Consider the following 22,384-nt stretch of genomic DNA (forward strand, 5'->3'; position numbering starts at 1 on the left):
GGTTATTTTCCCAAACTTAAATAATACTCAATTTGATCTTTTTGTAAAATTCTAATTAGATTAGTACTCCCTGCAACACCTACTGGAAAACCTGCAGTGAGTGTGTAAACTCCATCTTTTTTTATAAGACCTTTTTCAACTCCAAGTTTTATAGAGTTGCTTAGAAGTTTTGTTAAGTTTTCATGTTTTTCTATTAATATAGCAGGTTGTACCCCCCAAACTATGCTTAAAAAATTTAAAGTTTTTTTAGAATGAGTAATAGCTATAATGTCCATTTTAGCACGATATCTTGCAGTCTTAACCGCAGAAGCACCGCTACTTGTGATAGTAAAAATTGCATTTGCATTTAAATTTGTAGCTAGTTGAGTGCTTGATTTGGCAATAATGTCAGTTTCGTTAAAACATTTAAAATTTTCAAATTTTTCATAAGGGTAGTTTTTTTCTGTTTCTATAATAGTTTGGGTCATGATATCTACTGCATTTGCTGGATCAATTCCTACCGCACTTTCTTCGCTAAGCATAACCGCATCGGTACCATCAAGAACTGCATTGGCAACATCTGAAATTTCAGCTCTTGTTGCAGTTTTGGATTTGGCAAGTGAAAAAAGCATTTGAGTGGCAGTGATAACCGGTTTATTGGCTTCGTTAGCTTTTTTAATAATGAGTTTTTGTATGTTTGGTACTCTATAATAAGGAACTTCGATACCTAAATCTCCTCTTGCCACCATTATACCATCACTGCAATTTATAATTTCATCGATATTTTCTACAGCATCAAATTTTTCTATTTTAGCAAAAATAGCAATTTTAGCATTATTCTCATCAAGAATTTTTTTAACTTCATTAATGTCGTGTGCATTTTGTACAAAAGATATAGCTAAAAAATCAACATCATTTTTTATGCCCCAAGCTAAGTCGTTTTTGTCTTTTTGAGTGATAATATCAATATTAATCTTTGTGTTTGGAAAATTAATACCTTTATTTGAACTAAGTAGTCCATTATTTTCTACTTGAGTTTGAATAAAGTCTTTTTCAATTTGTACAACTTTTGTTTTAATAGAACCATCGCAAAGATAGATATATTCTCCAACCTTTAACATAGAAAGAATTTCAGGATGATTGATGCAAACTTTATAATGCTCATTAGAAAGTTTTTTTCCATCAAATGTATCTTTATAAAAGTCTAATCTATCACCATTTTTTAGCTCAAAAGCTTCTGGAATTTTTAAAGTTCTGATTTTTGGTCCGCTAATATCTTGTAAAATTCCAATTCTTGCATTGAGTTCAGCTGATACTTTTCTAATGGTAGCTAGATTTTGGCTGTGATACTCATGGCTTCCGTGCGAAAAATTTAAGCGAAAAACATTTACCCCATTAATAATCATTTGTCTTATTATGGCTTCATTTTCACTTGCTGGTCCAATTGTTGCTACTATTTTTGTTTTTTTTAACATTTTTATCCTTTTTATAGTAATTCGCTAGTAAATAAATCCTCGTTAAAATTTGCACTTAAATATTGGCAGATAAGTTTTGCATCTCTATAACCATTACCAAGACAGCTTGTAGCACCTGGACTTGGTGTCATGTTAAAAATAATACCTGGAATCTCAGTGATACTAGCTTCTCCAAGCATTAATTCTCCAGCTTTCTTATCGAGTATTTGGGGACGTAGTCCACCAAAATTTTTAGCATAATAAATATTATCTGTCTTTAAACTAGGAATTATTTTTTTTGCATCTTTTACAAAAAATCTTTTATTGATATAAGGAATTTCAAATAAATAATTGTAAAGAATGTAATTTCTAATGGTAGAGTCTTTAAAAAGATTGAAGCAAATTTTAACTACATTCATATCAAGATTAAGTGTTTTGAAAAATTCAGGTACAGATTTAAAACCATGGTATCTTTCTAACATAGGAATAACTAAAGCAGTAGGACCAAAACGCGTATTCATGTTGGCTAGTAAATCAGGATCTCCATGTAATGCAGCAAAAGGAAGTTTTGGATTTTGTACCATATAAACTTTACCATTTAAAATTTTTCTTTTTGCCATATAATAGCTTCCTGCAACAGGAAAACAAGATTTATCTAAACCTATACCCATTTTATGTGCTAAAAACAACGAGTGTGCACCTGCATTTACAATGATAGACTTGGCACTATATTCTTTAAAATCTCTTGTTTTGATATAAAAAGTATCATCTTTTTTTTCTATAAAAACAACTTCTTGATTGTAGGCTACATAAGTGTTTTTGCCTTGTTTGCAAGCTTGTTCTATGAGGTTTTGACTCATTAATCCAAAATCTACTGTAGTGTAAATTTTATCTGCCTCTACACCCATAGCTACTACATTGTCAGTTCTATCGTTAATACCATCTTCACCTAAGACAACATTGGGTTCTATTTGCTTTATTTCATTTTTTGTGTAAAATTTAATATAAGGATATAATTCTTTAAATTCTTCATACCTATTCTTCATGTATTCGCATTCTTTTTCACCGACAGCAAGTGCAAGCTTTTGATGTGAATACATGAATCTATTTTGTCCACCTTGTAAAAGCCCATATTTTACAATCATATCTGCTGTTTTTTTAACTTTTTTTGCTTTTTCTAGAGTGTAGTTTGTTTCTATATCACCACAGTGGATAGTTTGCGAGTTACTTGTGCTATGACTATTTAAAGTTGCAGCGCTACTATATTTTTCTAGTAGAGCAATATTTTGAATATTAGTGTATCTAGCTAGTTCATAAAATACTGCAGCACCAGAAATCCCACCGCCAATTACTACAGTATCAAAATGTTTTTGATTCATTATTGTTTATTCCTTTTGTATGTTTGGTTTTATTAATGATATCAAAATATAGTTATTTTGAATTTAAATAAAGCTTATAATTTAGCAGAGTAAGAGTGTAGAGATAAGCTAGAGTATAAAATTTTCACAAACAGCTTTTTTCATACCTCTAAAAATCAAAAATTTATCATAGATTGCATAATCAAAAAAATTTGCGAGAAATTGTCCATCTCCACCTGTAAAATATAATTTTTTATCATACGCACTATCTTTTATAAGTAAATATATACTTTTAAATACTCCATAACTCAAGGCATCAATAGTTCTTTGAGGAAATGCATCAAAATTAATTTGAGTATTTAATTCATATTTTAAACGCGAAGAGATACTAGTAAAAGATTTTTTATAACTTTCAATACCAGGTAGAATAAACCCTCCAAGATGAATAGAATTTGAAATAATATCTACCGTTATTGCAGAGCCTGCATCAACTACAACTCCATCTTCTATAGTATAACAAGCCGCTATTCTATCAACGCCTAAGTTGCTATAAATGGTATCAAAATTAAAATATGGAGCAAGATTAATAAATAAAGGATTTTGCTTTAGTCTTTGTTCTAAATTTGGATTAACATTAATATAAAATGTTTTTTGCGTTGGTTCATAATGTAAAAACTGCTCAATGCTCATAGAGTGAAATTTTTGCTCATTTAAAAAACTTGCAGTTGTATTGCCAATATCACATAAAAGCATAACTTTGAATTCCTTTAGCAGTTAGGTATTCTTTTGCTTTTGAGCAAATCGAAGCTTGATGAAATATAAAATAAATTTTGAAATTCAAGTTTAAAACTTGTCTTATATTTTGAAAAATACTTTCAAACTCTAGACTTTCTTTTGTAAGAATTTTACTTTTTGTAAAAGAAAATAAAATTAAGCAATATTGTTTGTTTATATTTTCTCCATAAATGCAAATTAATTTTTTCTTTTTGCTAAAAATACGAGCTTCTAAAGATTTTGTATTTTTTAAAATAATTCCATGTTTAATAAGAATATTACTAAGCTTTTGATTCATTTTAGTTTAATTGTAAAAATTTATTTTGGTAGAAAAATTTACCATTAGTCATAAAACTTTTTTTATCAACAGCTTCACTTAGTTTGTAGACTGCAAAATCTTTTAAATTTGTATTTAGCTTAATTAAATAACCTGTTTTTTCAAAAATATATAAAGAATTGTTATATAAGGTGCTTTTAGAAAATAAGGCAAATTGAAATTTTATTTCATCAATTTTTCTAAGATTATAGTCATTTTTAATAACCCTTCCATCTTTTGTTAGTATAAAAATTTCCTTGTCATTAACATTTATTTCTTTAATGTTTTCGTTTAGATATAAAGTTCTATTTGGAGTAACAACAATGATTTTTTGTGCTGTAGCAGCTACCATAGTATCATTTTTTACATGAAGATAAATAATATTGTTAAAAAATTCTTCACTACTTACTAAAATTTCTCTACTAACCTTCAATGTGTTTTTGTTAAGTATTGCTAGTTTTCCATTAAGCATAGGGTATATAATAATAGTGTTTAAAAAATAAGGATTTGCATAGCGACTATCTTGAGCATAAGCTGCACCAAGATTTTGTAGCATTCTTATGCCAAGATTTTTATTAGCATATACTAAAGTGTTGCTAGCTAAAACTAAAGCCATATCATCACCATCTATGCTTGCACTTACTACACTTTCATTGAATTTATGAGAAAATAACTCTTCACCATGTAGATTTAAAACCTTAAAATTTCCATTATCATCAGCTATGGCAATTTCTTCTTGTTGAGTATTTAAAATATGATAGTTTGTATCTAATTTAAAATTGATAATATTTCCCATGTTATCTATGAAAGTATTATTATTTAATTGCGCTATGTTGTTATTAAAATTAACGATTTTTCCATTAATACTTTTAGAATTGTAAGAAAGTTGCTCTATTTGAGTTGGTTGGTAATATTCCCTTTTTGTGCCACAAGCACTAAAAAATATTAAGGTGATAATAAATAAATAAAAATACTTCATTTTATTCCTTGATAATGTTTTAAGCTTGTAATAATTTGCCATAGAGGCGAATTTATAGGTATTTTATTAAATTCAATATCTGCATTTTTAAAATCATTTTGTTTTAAAAAGTCAAAACCTACTAATAAGGTGTTATAATCTTTTAAAAAATCTGATTTTTGGTTGTTTTGAGCTAGCACTATTTGTTTTAATAATGGGTCAATTTCAAGATTTAAAGTTTGATTAAGTTCTTGGTTTTTTTGACTCATAATAAAAATAGTATATAAATTTGCATTTTTTTGTTTTAATTCTTCGAGTAATTTTTGATCTGAAGGATTTTTCAATAGGTTATTAAAAATTATATTGCTTTTTTGAATATCACTTTCTTGTTTTAAATTATAAAAATAACTACCGCCAAAATAAATAATGAAAAGCACAATAAGCGTAATGAAATAGTATTTATATTTTTTAATAAAACGTTCAGATTTGATAAAATTTTCCATCATTTGTTCTTGAGAATTCAGTTCCTCTTTTACCGCTTTTAAGTTTTCTTTTAAAGCCATACTTCCCCTTTATTTTGTAGAATAAGTATTATTTTTTAATTTTAAAGTCTATAATTGTAACATATAAAAATGAAAAAATAAATGATTTTATGATATAATTTTCAATTTTAAAAAAAGAGCTTTCTTGGATAAAAAATTAAAGTTAGGGTATAAATAATGCAAATTGATGATAAATTATTAACTAAGCTAGAAAAGCTAAGTGCATTGAAAATAGCGGATGAGAAAAGGCAAGAATTAGAAGAACAGTTAAGTCAAATTGTTGATTTTGTCGAGAAACTTGATGGATTAAAACTTGATAATATAGAAGCTATGACAAGTACTACAAGTGGTGGAACACCATTTAGGTTGGATGAAAGTGTAAAATCTGTAGTATTTGATATGATTAGCAAACATGCTCCAAATTCTCAAGATGGTTTTTTTATTGTTCCTAAGATAATTGAATAATTTTTTGGAGTTTAGTATAAATGGAAAATTTTTCATGGTTTGATGTTTTTGTTTTGGGTTTAACTGTAATTTTGGGTCTGAAAGGCTTAGTAAGCGGTTTATTTAAAGAAATTTTTGGTTTACTAGGTATAGTTGGCGGGGTTTTGCTTGCTTCAAGATATGCTAAAGAGGTTGCAGAAATTATCAATAATAATTTTTATGCAATTCAAAATGAAAGTCTTGCAGTTTTTGCAGGTTTTTTAGTTTTGTTGATCATTATATGGGTAGCTTGTATGGTCTTAGGGAATATATTATCAAAAATGTTTAGCATGAGTGGTCTTGGTTTTATAGATCGTATAGGTGGATTTTTATTTGGTAGTGCTAAAATATTTTTAATTTTTGCTATTTTAGTAGCTTGTATTAATAATATTGAATTTTTAAATTCGAGTTTAGAAAAATATACAAAAAATAGTCAAACGTTGGATTTGCTCAGAAAAACGGGCAAATATATAATGAATACCGATTTTACTCAAAATGGTTTAGAAAAAATAGAAGAACGAATTAAAGATTCTAATATAAGTCTAAATTCGGAGGTAGATAATGCAAATTGAAAATATAGAATATGATGTTTTACTCGAGCGTTTTAAAAAAACACTTAAAGATAATGGTTTAAAATACACCAAACAAAGAGAAGTGCTTTTGAAAACTTTGTATAATAGTGATATGCATTATACTCCAGAAAGTTTATATGTGGAAATTAAGCAAAAAAACCCTGAGTTAAATGTTGGTATTGCGACAGTTTACAGAACTTTAAATTTGCTAGAAGAATCAGGTATGGCTACTTCCATATCTTTTGGAGCTTCGGGAAAAAAATTTGAACTTGCAAATAAGCCTCATCATGATCATTTAATTTGCAAAAGTTGCGGGGAAATTGTTGAATTTGAAAATTCTATCATTGAACAACAACAAATGTTAATAGCAAAAGAATATAATTTTAAATTAACAGGACATTTAATGCAGCTTTATGGTTTGTGTCCTCAGTGTAGTAAAAAATAAAGGTATGTTTAATGTTTGATAATATTTTAGAGCAGCAAAAAATTCAAAAAGCACAAGAATTAAAAGAATTAGGAATTAACCCATACCCGCATTTTTTAAAAAAAGAAATGAGTATAAGTGGATATAAAAATAAATTTGCCTATATTAAAGATATGGAAAATCAGCGTGATGAAAACGTACATGGAGTGTTAGCAGGAAGATTAAAACTCCTTAGAATAGCTGGAAAATCAGTATTTGCCAATATAGAAGATGAGCAAGATAATTTACAAATTTATTTTAATCAAAATATTTTGGGAGAGGAATATTTTGTTATTTTAAAGAAATATCTTGAAGTAGGGGATATTGTTTTAGTTAAAGGTTTTCCATTTATGACTAAAACAGGAGAATTTAGCCTCCATGTAGAACAAATTCAAATAGCCACAAAAGCTATAGTGCCTTTACCGGAAAAATATCACGGGTTAACTGATATTGAGCAAAGATATAGAAAAAGATATCTTGATATGATTATGAATAGTGAAGTAAGAAAAGACTTTATTTTACGTTCTAAAATTGTTTCTTACATTAGATCTTTTTTTGATAATAAAGGGTTTTTGGAGGTTGAAACTCCCATGATGCATCCTATTGCAGGAGGAGCAAATGCAAAGCCTTTTGTGACTTACCATAATGCTTTGGGTGTAGAGAAGTTTTTAAGAATTGCTCCAGAGTTATATCTAAAGCGTTTAATTGTAGGTGGTTTTGAAGCAGTCTATGAGATTAATAGATGTTTTAGAAATGAAGGAATGGATTTAACGCATAATCCTGAATTTACTACAATTGAATTTTATTGGGCTTATCATAATTACCATGATCTCATGGATTTAACAGAAGAACTTTTTGCTATGCTTTTGGATAAGTTAAATTTAGATAAAAAACTTGAATTTGATGAAAAAATAATTGATTTTTCTAAGCCATTTGAAAGAATTACTTATAAAGATGCATTAAAAAAATATGGTGGTTTGGGCGATGAGCTTATTAATAACAAAGAGTTGATTTTAGCAAAGCTAAAAAAAGATGGTTTTGAAGCCAATGAAAAATTAGAATTAGGTCATTTGCAAGCTGAGCTTTTCGATAATTATGTTGAAGATAAATTGATTAATCCTACTTTTGTGATAGATTTTCCTATTTCTATAAGCCCTTTATCTAGAAGAAGTGATAAAGATAAAGATATTGCTGAGAGATTTGAACTGTTTATTGCAGGTAGAGAAATTGCAAATGGATTTAATGAGCTAAATGATCCACTTGACCAATATGAGAGATTTTTAAAACAAATTGAAGCCAAAAATGCAGGTGATGAAGAAGCATGTGAGATGGATGAGGATTTTGTTAATGCATTAGGTTATGCTATGGCACCAACTGCAGGTCAAGGTATAGGAATAGATAGACTAGTTATGCTTTTAATTAATAAAAAGTCAATTCGCGATGTAGTACTTTTCCCAGCTATGAGACCGCTTAAAAACGAGATAAAAGGAGAGTAAATGTTGGAAAATTTTGATAAAGAAATTTTTGATTTAACCCAAAAAGAGTTAGCAAGACAATGTGATGGTCTTGAAATGATAGCAAGTGAAAATTTTACCATACCAGAAGTTATGGAAGTAATGGGAAGTATTTTAACAAACAAATATGCAGAAGGTTATCCTGGTAAAAGATATTATGGTGGATGTGAATTTGTAGATGAAATTGAAACAATTGCCATAGAAAGATGTAAAAAACTTTTTAATTGTAATTTTGCTAATGTGCAACCTAATTCAGGTTCGCAAGCAAACCAGGGTGTGTATATGGCATTGCTAAACCCTAGTGATAAAATTTTAGGTATGGATTTAAGCCATGGAGGACACTTAACTCATGGTTCTAAAGTGAGTTCTTCTGGCAAGGTCTATGAAAGCTTTTTTTATGGAGTTGAGCTTGATGGAAGAATTAATTATGATAAAGTTAGAAAGATAGCAAAAGAAGTTAAGCCAAAACTTATTGTTTGTGGTGCTAGTGCTTATCCTAGGGTGATTGATTTTGCTAAATTTAGAGAAATAGCAGATGAGGTTGGTGCGTACTTATTTGCTGATATTGCACATATTGCAGGTTTGGTTGTAGCAGGCGAACATCCTAGTCCTTTTCCTTACGCACATGTTGTAAGTTCAACTACACATAAAACCTTAAGAGGTCCAAGAGGTGGGATTATCATGTGTAATGATGAAGAAATTGCGAAAAAGATAAATTCTGCAATTTTTCCAGGTATTCAAGGTGGTCCATTAATGCACGTGATTGCTGCCAAGGCTGTTGGATTCAAATATAATTTAAGTGATGAGTGGAAAATTTATGCTAAGCAAATCATTAAAAATACAGCAACACTAGCTCAAGTTTTAATAGATAGAAAATATGACTTAGTAAGCGGTGGTACTGATAACCACTTAATTTTATTGAGTTTTTTAAATAAAGAATTTAGCGGTAAAGATGCAGATTTAGCATTAGAAAGAGCTGGAATTACAGCAAATAAAAATACTGTGCCAGGAGAAACTAGAAGTCCTTTTGTAACAAGTGGTTTAAGACTTGGAACAGCAGCTTTAACTGCAAGGGGATTTAAAGAAGAGCAAATAGCTATTGTTGCAAACTACATAGCTGATATTTTAGATGACATACAAAATACTAAACTACAAGAAGAAATTAAGGTTAAACTAAAGGATTTAGCAAGTAATTTTATTATTTATGAAAGGGCTTTATTTTGATTACAACAATGGATTTAGCTTTAATTAAAATGGTTACAAGCCATTATTATATTAAGCGTGATACTATCGTTAATAAGTACGAATACAAGGGAAGAATTTTCTTTGATAAATTTGAAAAAGTCAATGCGCCATTAACTGCTAGTGTTATACAAGAACACATGGAAAAAAAGATAATTGTAGCACATTCTTTGATTAATAGTTTTGATAAGGTTGAAAATATAGTATTTGATTATAATGGTTTTAATGCAGAGCGTTTTTGGCATAGAGCGCAGCTTGTTTTAAGAGAGGAAGGATTTATTAACTTTACTGCTTACAAGACAAGAACTAATAATCATTTACATCTATATATCCATAAAGGTCACACAACTTTTAATGAAGCTTGTTCTTTGGGTTCAAAACTATCCCTGCTTTTTTCCCAAAAAATGCCTGTAGAGTGGAAAGTTTTTCCTAGTATGGATATACCTAGAGAATTTAATATTTTAACTTTACCTTATGAAGTTTACCAAAAAGAGCGCGGAGCTTCTTGGTCTAAACATATGTAATTTTTGAAAGGATGAAAAATGGAAGAAAATAATAAAAATGAATTTGATGACATTATTTTACAAAAGAGTAATAAAAGTGAAAAACTTAAAAAAATTTTACTTAGATCGATTATTTTAATCATTGTGTTTTTGGTGGTAATGATAGTAATGAAACTAATTAACGATCCAGGTGAAGAAAAAACATTACAAACACCATCGGAACCACAAGAGCAAGTTTCTTATGAAAACAACTTCAATTCTTTGCCTATTACAGATAGCACTAAAGAAGAAGATGAATTTGAAGCTTTGGCTAGAAAATTAAAAGAAGAAAGTTCATTAATTGATACAAATACTACTATAGAAGAAAAACAAGAAATCTCAAGTAATAGTGTATTAGATCAAATTACAACAATAGAACCAAAGGAAGAGATTGCTAAAATAGAAGAAAAACAAAATGAAGTTAAACCTATTGAAAAGCCTGTAGAAAAACCAGTTCAAAAGCCATCTGAAAAACCAAAGGAGATGGTTGAAAAACCAAAAATTTCGGAGCAAAGCAACACAAATGAATTGTTTGAAAGTATAAGAACTCCAAGTGTACAAACACAACTTCCAATAGGTGCTTATATTCAAGTTTTTTCTTTGAATAGTTTAGATCCAAAATCCAAAGAATTGAGTATACTTAAAGAAAATGGATATGATTATAAAATTTATAAAACAACCGTTAATGGTAAAGAACTTACAAAAGTTTTAGTTGGACCTTATAAGGAAAGTGAATTAAAAGCTGAATTAGAAAAAGTACGCTCTAAAGTTGCAAAGGGTGCTTTTACTTTTAGAGTAAAATGAAAATTTTTGCAGTTATAGGCGATCCTATTATGCATTCTAAATCTCCAAGAATGCATAATAATGCCTTGCAAGTTCTTAAAAAAGATGCAGTGTATACAAGATATCACCTAAAAGATAAAACAAGATTAAGAGAAATTATTCGCAAAATTGATGGTGCTAATATTACCATACCTTTTAAAGAAGAAGCTTGTGATATTGCAGATTTTAAAGATGAAAGTGTTACACATATAGGTTCTGCTAATACTTTACTAAATATAAATAGTAAAATTTATGCTTATAATACAGACTATTTAGGATTTTTGAAGGCAATCGAAAATTTTTATCCTATTGAAAATGCTTTAGTTTTGGGTGCTGGAGGTACAGCTAAAGCTTTAGCGTACGCTCTAAAAACAAAAAATATTAAGGTTACGATAGCAAATCGCTCTAGTTTTAGATTTGAAAATTTAACTAACTATTCATGTTTTTTATATGAGCAACTTGATTTGAATGAAAAATTTGATTTGATTGTTAATACAACTAGTGCCGGTTTATATGATGAAAAATTACCTTGTGAAGAAAATATTTTAAAAAATATTTTTCAGAAAGCAAAATTTGCCTTTGATGTTATTTATGGCAAGAATACATCTTTTTTAAAATTAGCAAGAAAAAATAATTTAGAGGTGAAAGATGGTGTGCAAATGCTTTTATGGCAAGGGGTTTTTGCTTTTGAAATTTTTCTAGAGTGTCAAAAACCAAAGGAAATTTTTAAAGCCATGGAAATGGCTTTAAAACTCCCTTAATGGCTAAACCAAGATTTGATTTTATCAAATAAGCTTTCTTGCTCTATAAAAGCTTCTTCGTCTACTAAACCGAAGCTTTTTTCAAGTTGCAATAATAGACTTTTTTGTTCTTCGGTGAGAGTTTTTGGGAATTTTATTTCAATTTGTACAATATGCGAACCTAGTTTTCCATTATGAATATTTTTTACGCCTTCGTTGGCGAGTTCAAATTTTTGTTTGTCTTTTGCACCTATTGGAAGTTTAAGATCAGCTTCTCCTCTTATAGTAGAAATTTTAATAGTTTTTCCAAGAGCAGCTTGAGTAAAAAATACAGGTACTATAGTATAAATATCATCATCATGTCTAATGAATTTATCGTCATCTTCTACAATGATTTTTATATATAAATCACCTCTTTGAGAAGAATTTGGAAGCTCATTGGCTTTATTTTGCACTCTAAGATTCATACCACTATCTATACCTTCTGGTATATCAAGCTCTATATAATCTTCAACTTCTTCATAGCCATTTCCATGGCATATTTTACACTTATCTTTTATGATTTGACCACTACCTTTGCAATGATCACAAGTTTGAACAAAAGTCATAAAGCCTTGTCTAACACCAACTTGTCCTTTTCCATTACAATGAGAACAAGTATCTAGTTTTCCGTTTTCTGAGCCACTTCCTTTGCAAGATTTGCAAAAGGTCTTATAAGTGAAATCAACTTTTTTCTTACAACCAAATACAGCTTCTTTGAAGCTAATTTTTGTTGCTATTTTTAAATCATGAGAATATTTACTTTCTTTTTCTTTTTTACGCGTTGAACCTCCAAATCCAAACCCATCGCCAAAAAAACTCGAAAATATATCTCCTAAATCAACATCTCCAAATCCATTAAATCCACCTGCATGTCCTTTTAATCCTTCTTTTCCATATCTATCGTATATATTTCTTTTTTCATCATTGCTAAGTACTTCATAAGCTTCATTTACAAGTTTAAATTTTTCTTCAGCTTCTTTATCTCCTTGATTTCTATCAGGATGATATTTTAACGCCATCTTTCTATAGGCTTTTTTTATGGTTTCTTTATCTGATGTTTGAGAAATTTCTAGTATTTCATAATAATTTAACTCCACTTTTTTCCTCTCTTGAAAAATTAATATTGTAATTTTAGCAAAAAAATAAATAAATAGTTAAATTATGTGTTATAATGTTAAGTTCGTAGCATATTTTACTAAAGGGGTAGAGATGATTAATGTTTTAATGATTGAAGATGATCCAGATTTTGCGGAATTTTTAGCAGAATATTTAGCCCAATTTAATATAAAAGTTACTAATTATGAAGATCCATATCTAGGGATGAGTGCCGGTATAAAAAATTATGATTGTTTAATCCTTGATTTAACTTTACCTGGACTTGATGGTCTTGAAGTTTGTCGTGAGATAAGGGAAAAATATAGCATTCCTATTATTATTTCATCAGCTAGAAGTGATTTAAGTGATAAAATTGTAGGACTTCAAATAGGTGCAGATGATTATTTACCAAAACCATATGATCCAAAAGAGATGCATGCAAGAATTATGAGTTTAATTCGTCGTTCAAAACGTGTAAATGAAACTCCTGAAAAAATAATTAACTCAGCATTTAAAATTGATGAAAAAAGACATGAAATTAGCTATAATGAAGAAGTTTTGATTTTAACTCCTGCTGAATATGAGATTTTAAGTTACATGATAAGACAGCATGGTTTTTCAGTTAGTAGAGAACAACTCGTATATCATTGTAAAAGTTTAAAAGACAAGGATTCTAAAAGTTTAGATGTAATTATTGGTAGACTTAGAACTAAAATAGGCGATAGTTCAAAGGCGCCAAAACATATTTTTTCAGTTAGGGGAATAGGATATAAGTTAATAGGATGAAAGTAACTATCAATCTTAAGATCACAGTCCTTTTTGCAGCAGCTTTTTTATTTGTCTGTGCTTTGTTTGTGCTTTTGGGTAAGGTTCAGATTGATTCTTATTTAGCTAATGAGCAAAGCAGACAAAAAGAAATTGTAGAAAAAATAATATATAATTTAGAGAGAAAAGAAGATTTTTCAATACATGATTATCTTCTTTCTAAATCTTTCAAATTGGTTGAAAATGAACGTAATATAAAGCATATTGTTGCAAAAGGTGAAAAAGTACTTAGGGTTGATTCCTTATATGGGAGTTTTTCTTCTATTATCTACCATAATCAAATTTTTTTCTATGTAGAACAAGTTAATACAAAATATCTTTACGAATTAAATGCATCTGCACGTCTTGAATATTTATTTTTACTAAGTTTCTTTTTTAGTTTAGTTTTAATTATATTTTTATATTTTTCGGTTTTAAGATCTTTAATGCCCTTGAAAATTTTAAAAAAGAAAATTAAAAATATTAGTGTAGGCAAAATAGAACCATTATCTGAATATTCTCAGATTAATGATGAAATTTCAGAAATTTCTTTTGAGTTTGATCATGCTATTAACAAAATACAAGAATTAGTAAAATCAAGACAGTTTTTTTTAAGGATGATTATGCATGAACTTAAAACACCTATTGGTAAAGGTAGGATAGTTTGCGAAATGCTAGATAATCAAAAACAAAAAGATCGTTTGGTGGCAATTTTTGAAAGACTTGAATTGTTAATTGATGAGTTTGGAAAAATTGAAAAAGTTTTGTCGAGAAATTGTCAGCTTAATTTGCAAACTTATCATTTAAGTTTGATTTTAGAACAAGCTGAAGACTATTTAATGAGGGATGATTTTTATCAAAAAGTGAAGATTTTTTATAAAGAAGATGCCATGATAGTTGCTGATTTAGAACTTTTTTCTTTGATGCTTAAGAATTTAATCGATAATGCTATTAAATACTCTATTGATAAGGCTTGTGAGATTATATGTTCTGGAGATTATATAATTGTTAGAAACAAAGGAATTCAGCTTAAAAAAACTTTTGATTATTATTTAAAACCTTTTGTTAGGGAGCATAATACACAAGTTGAAGGAATGGGGTTAGGACTTTATATTATTAATAATATTTGTAATCTTCATGGTTATAACTTAACTTATAGTTATGAAGATGGTTATCATACTTTTAAAATTGTTTTTTCAAGGTTAAAATAACTTGAAAGACTTAGAGAAATTTAATGAATTGGTATCTACTTTTTCAGCTTTACCCACTATTGGTAAAAAATCTGCCTTAAGACTTGCTTATCATATAAGCATAAAGGATCCCTTGCTCGGTTCAAAACTTGCTTATCATATTGAAGAATCAATTAGGATGATAAAAAGATGTAAGCAGTGTGGATCTTTGAGTGAAAATGAATTATGTGAAGTATGTTCTAATGCGGAAAGAAATCATAATATTATTTGTATAGTGCAAGATTCTAAAGATGTTTTAGTTTTGGAGAATAGTGGAAGTTATGATGGGCTTTATTTTGTACTTGATGATACTAGTGAGGAAAATATTGTAAAATTAAGAGATATGATTGAACATAACAATACTACAGAAATATTTTTTGCTTTCACACAAGGCCTAAATTCTGATGCCATTGTTTTTTTTGTAGAAGAAAAATTAAAAGATTTAAATTTGAGTTTTTCACAAATAGCTCAAGGTATCCCAAGTGGTGTCAGTTTAGAGAATGTAGATTTTATTTCTTTACACAAAGCCATAAATCATAGGACTAAGCTTGATTAATATATTTTCTTAGTAGTGAAAGCCATTCATTTTTGTTGATATCGTTTAAAATCATATTAGCAAAATCGCAATTTTTAACTTTATCTTGAGAAAAAAGTAAAATAATACTTTGTAAATTTTTTATTTTATATTCATGTAGTATTTGGCTAATATATAATAGATCAAATTTTATAACTTCATAATCAACTAAAATCAGTTTAAAATTTAATTTTAAAGCTTTTTTAAAATCACTTAAGTTATCTACAGCTTGATTATTTGGGCAAAATTGATTGGTTATGTTTAAAATAAGATCATTTTCAAAACAAGAGGATTTAAAAATTAAAACATTATAAGAAAATCTTTTTTTGTAGGTTTCTTGTGCAAAGTTGTTGTCTAGAAAATTGACAATATCTTCAATACAGATCTCAGTAAAAGTAAAGTTTAAAACATCTTTAACTTCTTCTTTTGAAATAATAAAAGTAAAATCTTTTTTTTCTTTTTGATAATCATTAAGAATCTCACTACTAATACCCATATTAAATAAAATACATTGTAAGAGAAAATTTTCAATGGTATTGTTATTTATAATACCTACATGTATATTTTTGAAATAATTATTTGTGAGAATTTTATTATAATGGTATTTTTTTAAAACTGGTTTTAGTGAAGAAAAATTATCTACTTGTAAATAATTTAAACCTTGGAGAAGATATTGAAAGCTTTTTTGTACGAGTTGATTTTGTATTTTTTGATCTTGCATTTGCTTGCTAGTTAAATCAAGTGATAGTTTTAAATTTTCTTTTAATTCTTCTAAAGAGTTTGATTGTGGTAAAGAAAAATACTTTTCAATCTCCTGAGTTAAATTTTTATTTTTTTTGATTTTTTGATTTTTTATGATTATATAAATACAAGCAATGATAAAAATCAAAATACTTACAAAAGTATAAATGAAGAATAATTTTTGTTCAATGGAATACAAAAAATAATAATTTAAAAAACATAGGATTAAGGTCAAAAAACTAATAAATAGTATCATAGATTATCCTTAATTAATTTGGCTATTTTTGTATTAGAAAGTGATTTTAGTTCATCAAAACTTGCCTTATTAATCTTATCGAAGCTACCATAATAATCTAAAAATTTTTTAATATATCCTTGAGAAATTCCAAGTTGTATTAGTTTAGAGCTTTGTAAGTTTTGTTTTCTTTTTGTTTTTTGATGAAAACTAATTGCGAAGCGATGAGCCTCATCACGCAATTTTTGTAAAAATTGTAGCTTTTTATCATCAGCGGAAAGCTGAATTTTACCTTCTTGAGTATATATTTTATCTTTTGTATTCCCTTTGGCTCTGTGAGCTTTTGCATCTATTTTTTCTTTAGAAATTGCTAAAATATCTACATTTGCTCCTGAGCTTTTGATAATATCACTTGCTAACTTCAATAAAGCATTTCCACCATCAATTAACCACAAATCAGGAGGAGGGTTTTTGGCAAAAGACAAAGCCCTTTTGCTAAGCGTTTGAAGCATTTGATCGTAATCATTTTTATAAGATAAATGATAGTGTCTATAGGAACTTTTATCAAATTTTCCATCTTTATAACTTACCAAAGCACCCACATTTGCCTCACCTTGCATATGAGAATTATCAAAAATTTCTATGTGGTTGGGATGGTTTTGTAGCTTGAAAAAATCTTTTAATTCTTTTAAGAATAAATAATCTTCACTTTTTACATGTTTTTGTATGTTTATTTTTGCATTTTCTAGAGCAAGTTCACATAAAGCTTTTTTTTCTCCAAGTTTTGGAGATTTAAGATGGAATTTTTTTGAAAATCTCTCGCTAAGTAAATCTTGCAAAAGTTTCATATCTTCAAAATCATCATGTACATAGATGTGGGTTGAATTTACTGGGGTATCTTGGATGTAATTTTCTAATATATATTGTTTATATATTGCATTTAAATCAAAATCATTTTGATCATTTAGTGCTAGTATTTTATAGTTTGAACTAATTATTTTGCCATTTTTGATAACAAAGCGCACCATAGAGAGTATATTTGCTTCATGGTGTATAGAAAAAACATCAAAATCTTCTAATTTTGCAAGATCTATTTGTATTTTTATGCTTACATCCTCTATTGTTTTGATTTGATCTCTTATGAGAGCTGCTTCTTCATAGTTTTCGTTTTTTGCATGCTCAAACATTTTGTTTTCTAATTTTTTAGTCAAAGATAAGGGGTTTAAAAGAGCTTGTGTAGCTTTTTGGATAATTTTTTCATACTCTTGTTTGGAAATTTTTTGCTCACACGGTCCTTTACAACGCTTGATTTGATAAAAAAGACAAAGCTCTTTGCAAGATTTTTTTTGTCTTAACTCAAAAGATAAATATAGGGCATTTAAAAGCTCTTTTGCACCTTTAAAAAAAGGTCCAAAATATTTTATTTTATTTTTTTTAATGATTTTTCTTGTAATTTCAAATCTTGGAAAATCATCATTTAAATCTATATAAATATAAGGATAGGTCTTATCATCTCTTAGTAATATATTATATTTTGGGTGTAATTGTTTTATGAATGAATTTTCTAAGATTAAAGCATCAGCTTCGCTTTTTGTGGTAATAAATTCTAAATGATATGTTTGGTTAATCATTTTTTGAATTCTTAAACTATTGTTAGGATTAGGGCTAAGCTTTGGAGTAAAATTAAAATAACTTCTAACACGATTTTTTAAATTTTTAGCTTTACCTACATATAAAAGTTTACCTTGAACATCAAAATACTGATACACACCTGGTAAGTTAGGCAAAGTTTTAAGTTCATTTTCAAGCATGTTTTATAAGCTTTCGTAATTCTTCAAATTTATTATACAAAATAGGGTTTTTAAAGTGATTCTTAAAATCTCCATTAGAAAGTTCTAGATAATTTTTTTTATGTACGGTAAAGATGCTATTTTTCATTATAAAGTTTTTATCACTGAGTATTTTTATATTTTCTACTTTTGCAAAATTACTCATTGGGTTAGCTAAAGTATAGTTTTTTATGAGACTTTTAATCATTTTTTTGGTATTATCGTGATTAAGTTCCATATATGCAATATGATGCTTAACTAAAATGATTAAGGTGTTATTTTTAATAAAGAGTTTGGTGATCATTTGTTGATGATTGTGGTTAAATAGTTTTAAAAACTCTTTATAATGAAAAAATATTTTTAAAGGTTTGTAATGTTTAAAATCAGCAAGTTCGTTGATGATATAATAACTCGTTTTAATTTTCATTTAATTATTCTAACATTTTTTTTATTAATATTTCTAAACGCATGTGGTTATAAAGGTACTCCTTTTTATGAAATAAAAGATAATAATGGTAGTGTAAAAGAAATTAAAAAATTCCAATCTTTGGAGAGCGAAATATGAGTAGAGTGCTTTTTTTACTTTGTTTTGGTGCCGGTTTTTTATTCGCTAATCAAACTCATGAGTTAAATTTAGCTTTTAGTACTTTAGGTATAAGTGTTTTAATAATTTTTATATTAGGTTATTATTTTATAGCAGCAGAGGAAAAATATCATATAAACAAAACAAAACCCGCTTTATTCATAGGGACCTTTTCTTTTATTGTCATTGGTATATATATGGTAATGAATGATTTGGATACTCAAATACTCGAAGAAAGTGTTAATCATCTTATTTTAGAAATTGCACAAATTGTCTTTTTTTTAATAGCTGCTATGACCTTTATAGAAGCTTTAATAGAAAGATCAGTTTTTGAAACTTTAAAATATAAACTTGTGAGTAAAGGTTATACTTATAGAAAATTATTTTGGCTAACAGGAATTTTAGCCTTTTTTATTTCTCCAATTGCGGACAACCTTACAACAGCTTTGATTTTATCTACTGTGCTTTTAACTATAGATAAGCATAATAAAGAATTTTTAATTCCTGGTGCTATAAATATTGTCGTTGCAGCTAATGCGGGTGGAGCTTGGTCTCCTTTTGGTGATATCACTACTTTGATGGTTTGGACTGCAAAAAAAGCAACTTTTTTTGAATTTTTTGCTCTTTTTCCTGCTTCTTTTATCGGTTGGTTGCTTACTGCTTATTTGTTGTCGCGTTATGTACCTAATATTCAGCCAAATTTTCATGAAGATAACTTAGAAAAGATTGAGATTAAACCAGGTGGTAAAGTATTTATTGTATTAGGTTTTTTGACTATTGCTCTAGCGGTGTTTATACATAGTATTTGTGATTTACCTGCAATGTGGGGTATGATTTTTGGTCTCTCTTTGCTTAGTTTATATATATATATATTTAACAGAAAACAAGGAAAAAAAGACTTGAATATTTTTCATTATATGACGCGTATAGAGATGGATACTTTATTATTTTTCTTTGGTATTTTATCTGCTGTAGGTGCTCTGCATTTTATTGGTTGGCTTGCTTATGCATCTAATCTTTATACAAAATTTGGAGCTACTAGTATTAATATAGGTGTAGGATTTTTATCTGCTATTGTTGATAATGTTCCAGTTATGAGTGCGGTATTAAAAGCAAATCCAAGTATGGATGATACCCAATGGCTTTTGGTAACTCTTACAGCTGGAATTGGAGGCTCTTTGATTAGTTTTGGTTCAGCTGCTGGAGTAGGGGTGATGGGAAAAATGAAGGGAATTTATACTTTCAATGCTCATTTAAAATACGCATGGACAGTTTTAGTTGGTTATATAATATCTATTATAGTTTGGTATGTACAATTTCAATTGTTAAATTTATAAAGGAGTTAGATGAAAAAAGCAGATATTTTAGTTTTGGATTTTGGTTCACAATATACACAACTTATTGCTAGAAGATTAAGAGAGCAAGGTGTGTATGCAGAAATTCTACCTTTTAATGTAAGCTTAGATGAGGTTAAATCTAAAGAACCTAAGGGTATAATTTTAAGCGGTGGACCAGCTAGTGTATATGCAAATGATGCTTATTTTTGCGATAAAGGTATTTTTGGTTTAAATATACCTGTTTTAGGAATATGCTATGGTATGCAACTTATGGCACATCATTTTGGTGCAAGTGTTGCTCCAGCGGGTCATAAAGAATATGGTAAAGCAACAATAGATATTCAAAATGATAGCGACTTGTTCAAAAATTTGCCTAAGAAGCAAACAGTATGGATGAGCCATTCTGATAAAGTGGAGAATTTACCGCAAGGTTTTGAAGTTTTGGCAACTAGTGAAAATAGTCCTTTTTGTGTATTTGGAGATGAAAAGCGTAAATTCTTTGCCTTGCAATTTCACCCTGAAGTACAACATAGCGAATTTGGAAAAAGTATTTTGAAGAATTTCGCCAAATATGCATGCAATTGTGATAGTGTGTGGAACATGGGTTCTTTTGCAAAAACTCAAGCACAAAAAATCAAAGAAGAAGTTGGTGGTGATAAGGTCTTGTGTGCTGTTAGTGGCGGGGTTGATAGCAGTGTAGTGGCTGCATTATTAGCGAGTGCAATAAAAGATCAGGTAGTAGTAGTTTTTGTAGATAATGGTCTTTTAAGAAGTGGCGAAAAAGAACAAGTTGAGTATATGTTTAGACATACCTTGGGTATTGATTTGATTAGTATTGATGCTAGAGATATTTTTTTGAGTCGTCTAGCAGGTGTTAAAGATCCTGAGCAAAAGCGAAAAATTATAGGAAATACCTTTATAGAAGTTTTTGAAGAGGAAGCTAAAAAGCATAAGGATGTAAAATATCTAGCACAAGGAACTTTATATACTGATATTATTGAAAGCTCAGTTGTAGGAGCTAGTAAAACTATAAAATCTCATCATAATGTAGGTGGTTTGCCTGAAAAGATGAATTTAAAACTTATTGAACCTTTAAAAGAAATTTTTAAAGATGAGGTAAGAGCTTTAGGGATAGAGCTTGGCTTAAATAAAGATGTGGTTTATCGCCATCCTTTTCCAGGACCAGGACTTGCTATACGTATTATGGGTGAAGTAAATGAACCTAGTTTAGATCTTTTGAGGAAAGCAGATGTAATTTTAATTGAAGAGTTAAAAAGTAGCGGTTGGTATGATAAGACATGGCAGGCTTTTTGTGTGCTTTTAAACGTGCAAAGCGTTGGTGTAATGGGAGATAATAGAACCTATGACAATGCAGTTTGTGTACGTGTAGTCAATGCAAGTGATGGTATGACAGCCACTTTTTCTCATTTACCTTATGAGTTGTTAGAAAATATTTCACGCCGTATTATTAATGAGGTTGAAGGTATTAACCGTGTGGTATATGATATTTCTAGCAAGCCACCAGCAACTATTGAATGGGAGTGATTATTTAGTGCAAAAATAAACAAAAGCAGGGGGAAGATTTTGCCAAACGATAGGTGAAATTTCTACCTTGCTAAAAGTGGCAAAAAGTTTTTTCTTAAAAGATTTTCCTTTTGATGTGGGAAGTATATATGCAAATGTTGCAAAACAACCATTTTTTTCTAAGGCGTCATAAATAGACTTTAATAACAAATCTTGCTCTTTAGAATTTAATAAAGCCCAAGGAATTCCTGAGATAATTAAATCTACACTATTAATTGCTCTTTTTTCTAGCATATTAGGTAAAAATTCTGCCGAATTAACTTCTATGTCTATATTTTTTATATTTTGTTTTAACTTTTTTGCCATGTGTGGGTTGATTTCAACTGCAAAAAAGCTTGCATTATGGTTTTTTTGTTTAAGGATATATTTTGTAAAACTTCCAGTGCCAGGACCTATTTCGATGATGTTTTTTGCATGTTGAACATGAGATGTTATAAGTTTACTTAATTTTTTTGAGCTTGAGCAAAATGCTCCTGTTTGTTTTGGGTTTTTAAAATATTGATATAAAAACATAAAAAATACCTAAAGATGTTTATTTTGAGAAATTCTAAAATATTATTGTAAATTTATGA

The 22,384-nt window shown here is 28.5% G+C and carries 24 protein-coding genes; 13 read left to right on the plus strand and 11 right to left on the minus strand.

Going from position 1 to position 22,384, the window contains the following annotated elements; translation table 11 throughout:
- Window positions 1-2 precede the first annotated feature (2 nt).
- The 6 genes from pyk to CORN_RS02525 all read right to left on the minus strand — a co-directional run bounded on the left by pyk (window position 3) and on the right by CORN_RS02525 (window position 5,402).
- Entirely contained in the window at window positions 3-1,454 is a 1,452-nt protein-coding gene (gene pyk / locus CORN_RS02500; RefSeq protein WP_066006726.1) for a pyruvate kinase, read from the minus strand.
- Between the two features lie 11 nt (window positions 1,455-1,465).
- Complete coding sequence (locus CORN_RS02505) at window positions 1,466-2,812, minus strand: FAD-dependent oxidoreductase (RefSeq protein ID WP_066006724.1); 1,347 nt, start codon at window positions 2,810-2,812, stop codon at window positions 1,466-1,468.
- Between the two features lie 108 nt (window positions 2,813-2,920).
- On the minus strand, window positions 2,921-3,544 hold the full coding sequence (locus CORN_RS02510; protein WP_066006723.1) for a type III pantothenate kinase: 624 nt from the start codon (window positions 3,542-3,544) through the stop codon (window positions 2,921-2,923).
- A complete protein-coding gene (locus CORN_RS02515) occupies window positions 3,531-3,863 on the minus strand; it encodes a hypothetical protein (protein ID WP_066006721.1) in 333 nt (110 codons plus the stop codon). The genes CORN_RS02510 and CORN_RS02515 overlap by 14 nt, the downstream gene beginning before the upstream one ends.
- Window position 3,864: 1 nt before the next feature.
- The gene (locus tag CORN_RS02520) at window positions 3,865-4,860 is read right to left on the minus strand and encodes a hypothetical protein (RefSeq protein WP_066006719.1); all 996 of its coding nucleotides are present in this window, start codon (window positions 4,858-4,860) and stop codon (window positions 3,865-3,867) included.
- Window positions 4,857-5,402 carry a hypothetical protein gene (locus tag CORN_RS02525; RefSeq protein WP_066006714.1) on the minus strand — a complete coding sequence of 182 codons (546 nt, stop codon included), beginning with the start codon at window positions 5,400-5,402 and terminating at the stop codon, window positions 4,857-4,859. Before CORN_RS02525 ends, CORN_RS02520 begins: the two co-directional genes overlap by 4 nt.
- A 156-nt stretch (window positions 5,403-5,558) precedes the next feature.
- Between CORN_RS02525 and gatC the strand changes: the two genes are divergently transcribed.
- The 8 genes from gatC to CORN_RS02565 are packed head-to-tail and all read left to right on the plus strand — an operon-like array spanning window position 5,559 to window position 11,780.
- The gene (gene gatC, locus CORN_RS02530; RefSeq protein WP_066006712.1) at window positions 5,559-5,846 is read left to right on the plus strand and encodes an Asp-tRNA(Asn)/Glu-tRNA(Gln) amidotransferase subunit GatC; all 288 of its coding nucleotides are present in this window, start codon (window positions 5,559-5,561) and stop codon (window positions 5,844-5,846) included.
- A 20-nt stretch (window positions 5,847-5,866) separates the two neighbouring features.
- Window positions 5,867-6,436, plus strand: a complete 570-nt coding sequence (locus CORN_RS02535) for a CvpA family protein (protein ID WP_066006710.1) — start codon at window positions 5,867-5,869, stop codon at window positions 6,434-6,436.
- Complete coding sequence (locus tag CORN_RS02540) at window positions 6,426-6,881, plus strand: Fur family transcriptional regulator (protein ID WP_043019516.1); 456 nt, start codon at window positions 6,426-6,428, stop codon at window positions 6,879-6,881. The genes CORN_RS02535 and CORN_RS02540 overlap by 11 nt, the downstream gene beginning before the upstream one ends.
- Window positions 6,882-6,892: 11 nt before the next feature.
- Window positions 6,893-8,395: a lysine--tRNA ligase gene (lysS, locus tag CORN_RS02545; protein WP_066006708.1), complete on the plus strand. Its 1,503-nt coding sequence runs from the start codon at window positions 6,893-6,895 to the stop codon at window positions 8,393-8,395.
- Window positions 8,396-9,637, plus strand: coding sequence for a serine hydroxymethyltransferase (locus CORN_RS02550; RefSeq protein WP_066006706.1), 1,242 nt, complete (start codon window positions 8,396-8,398; stop codon window positions 9,635-9,637).
- Entirely contained in the window at window positions 9,634-10,179 is a 546-nt protein-coding gene (locus tag CORN_RS02555; protein ID WP_066006704.1) for a DUF1882 domain-containing protein, read from the plus strand. The genes CORN_RS02550 and CORN_RS02555 overlap by 4 nt, the downstream gene beginning before the upstream one ends.
- Before the next feature lie 18 nt (window positions 10,180-10,197).
- On the plus strand, window positions 10,198-11,001 hold the full coding sequence (locus CORN_RS02560) for an SPOR domain-containing protein (RefSeq protein WP_066006702.1): 804 nt from the start codon (window positions 10,198-10,200) through the stop codon (window positions 10,999-11,001).
- A complete protein-coding gene (locus CORN_RS02565) occupies window positions 10,998-11,780 on the plus strand; it encodes a shikimate dehydrogenase (RefSeq protein ID WP_066006700.1) in 783 nt (260 codons plus the stop codon). Before CORN_RS02560 ends, CORN_RS02565 begins: the two co-directional genes overlap by 4 nt.
- On the opposite strand, the gene dnaJ is transcribed toward CORN_RS02565, so the two are convergent.
- Window positions 11,777-12,898, minus strand: a complete 1,122-nt coding sequence (gene dnaJ, locus CORN_RS02570) for a molecular chaperone DnaJ (RefSeq protein WP_066006698.1) — start codon at window positions 12,896-12,898, stop codon at window positions 11,777-11,779. The two genes, CORN_RS02565 and dnaJ, sit on opposite strands and share 4 nt — an antisense overlap.
- Before the next feature lie 112 nt (window positions 12,899-13,010).
- Between dnaJ and CORN_RS02575 the strand changes: the two genes are divergently transcribed.
- From CORN_RS02575 to recR, 3 genes are read left to right on the plus strand one after another with little or no spacing between them, the layout of a single operon-like run.
- On the plus strand, window positions 13,011-13,682 hold the full coding sequence (locus tag CORN_RS02575; RefSeq protein WP_066006696.1) for a response regulator transcription factor: 672 nt from the start codon (window positions 13,011-13,013) through the stop codon (window positions 13,680-13,682).
- On the plus strand, window positions 13,679-14,911 hold the full coding sequence (locus tag CORN_RS02580) for an ArsS family sensor histidine kinase (protein WP_066006695.1): 1,233 nt from the start codon (window positions 13,679-13,681) through the stop codon (window positions 14,909-14,911). Before CORN_RS02575 ends, CORN_RS02580 begins: the two co-directional genes overlap by 4 nt.
- Before the next feature lies 1 nt (window position 14,912).
- Window positions 14,913-15,485 carry a recombination mediator RecR gene (gene recR / locus CORN_RS02585; protein ID WP_066006693.1) on the plus strand — a complete coding sequence of 191 codons (573 nt, stop codon included), beginning with the start codon at window positions 14,913-14,915 and terminating at the stop codon, window positions 15,483-15,485.
- Here the strand turns inward: recR and CORN_RS02590 are convergent.
- The 3 genes from CORN_RS02590 to CORN_RS02600 are packed head-to-tail and all read right to left on the minus strand — an operon-like array spanning window position 15,472 to window position 18,735.
- A complete protein-coding gene (locus CORN_RS02590) occupies window positions 15,472-16,500 on the minus strand; it encodes a hypothetical protein (protein WP_066006688.1) in 1,029 nt (342 codons plus the stop codon). The two genes, recR and CORN_RS02590, sit on opposite strands and share 14 nt — an antisense overlap.
- Entirely contained in the window at window positions 16,497-18,290 is a 1,794-nt protein-coding gene (gene uvrC / locus CORN_RS02595) for an excinuclease ABC subunit UvrC (protein ID WP_066006687.1), read from the minus strand. Before uvrC ends, CORN_RS02590 begins: the two co-directional genes overlap by 4 nt.
- The gene (locus CORN_RS02600) at window positions 18,283-18,735 is read right to left on the minus strand and encodes a hypothetical protein (RefSeq protein ID WP_066006685.1); all 453 of its coding nucleotides are present in this window, start codon (window positions 18,733-18,735) and stop codon (window positions 18,283-18,285) included. Before CORN_RS02600 ends, uvrC begins: the two co-directional genes overlap by 8 nt.
- A 134-nt stretch (window positions 18,736-18,869) precedes the next feature.
- Between CORN_RS02600 and nhaD the strand changes: the two genes are divergently transcribed.
- Both nhaD and guaA read left to right on the plus strand, forming a co-directional pair.
- Window positions 18,870-20,228: a sodium:proton antiporter NhaD gene (gene nhaD, locus CORN_RS02605; RefSeq protein WP_094750265.1), complete on the plus strand. Its 1,359-nt coding sequence runs from the start codon at window positions 18,870-18,872 to the stop codon at window positions 20,226-20,228.
- A 9-nt stretch (window positions 20,229-20,237) separates the two neighbouring features.
- Window positions 20,238-21,773, plus strand: coding sequence for a glutamine-hydrolyzing GMP synthase (gene guaA, locus CORN_RS02610; protein ID WP_066006681.1), 1,536 nt, complete (start codon window positions 20,238-20,240; stop codon window positions 21,771-21,773).
- On the opposite strand, the gene CORN_RS02615 is transcribed toward guaA, so the two are convergent.
- Complete coding sequence (locus CORN_RS02615) at window positions 21,774-22,325, minus strand: class I SAM-dependent methyltransferase (protein ID WP_066006680.1); 552 nt, start codon at window positions 22,323-22,325, stop codon at window positions 21,774-21,776. It lies immediately after the preceding gene.
- Between the last annotated feature and the right edge of the window lie 59 nt (window positions 22,326-22,384).

Origin of the sequence: Campylobacter ornithocola (genome assembly GCF_013201605.1) — a bacterium.
GTDB lineage: Bacteria > Campylobacterota > Campylobacteria > Campylobacterales > Campylobacteraceae > Campylobacter_D > Campylobacter_D ornithocola.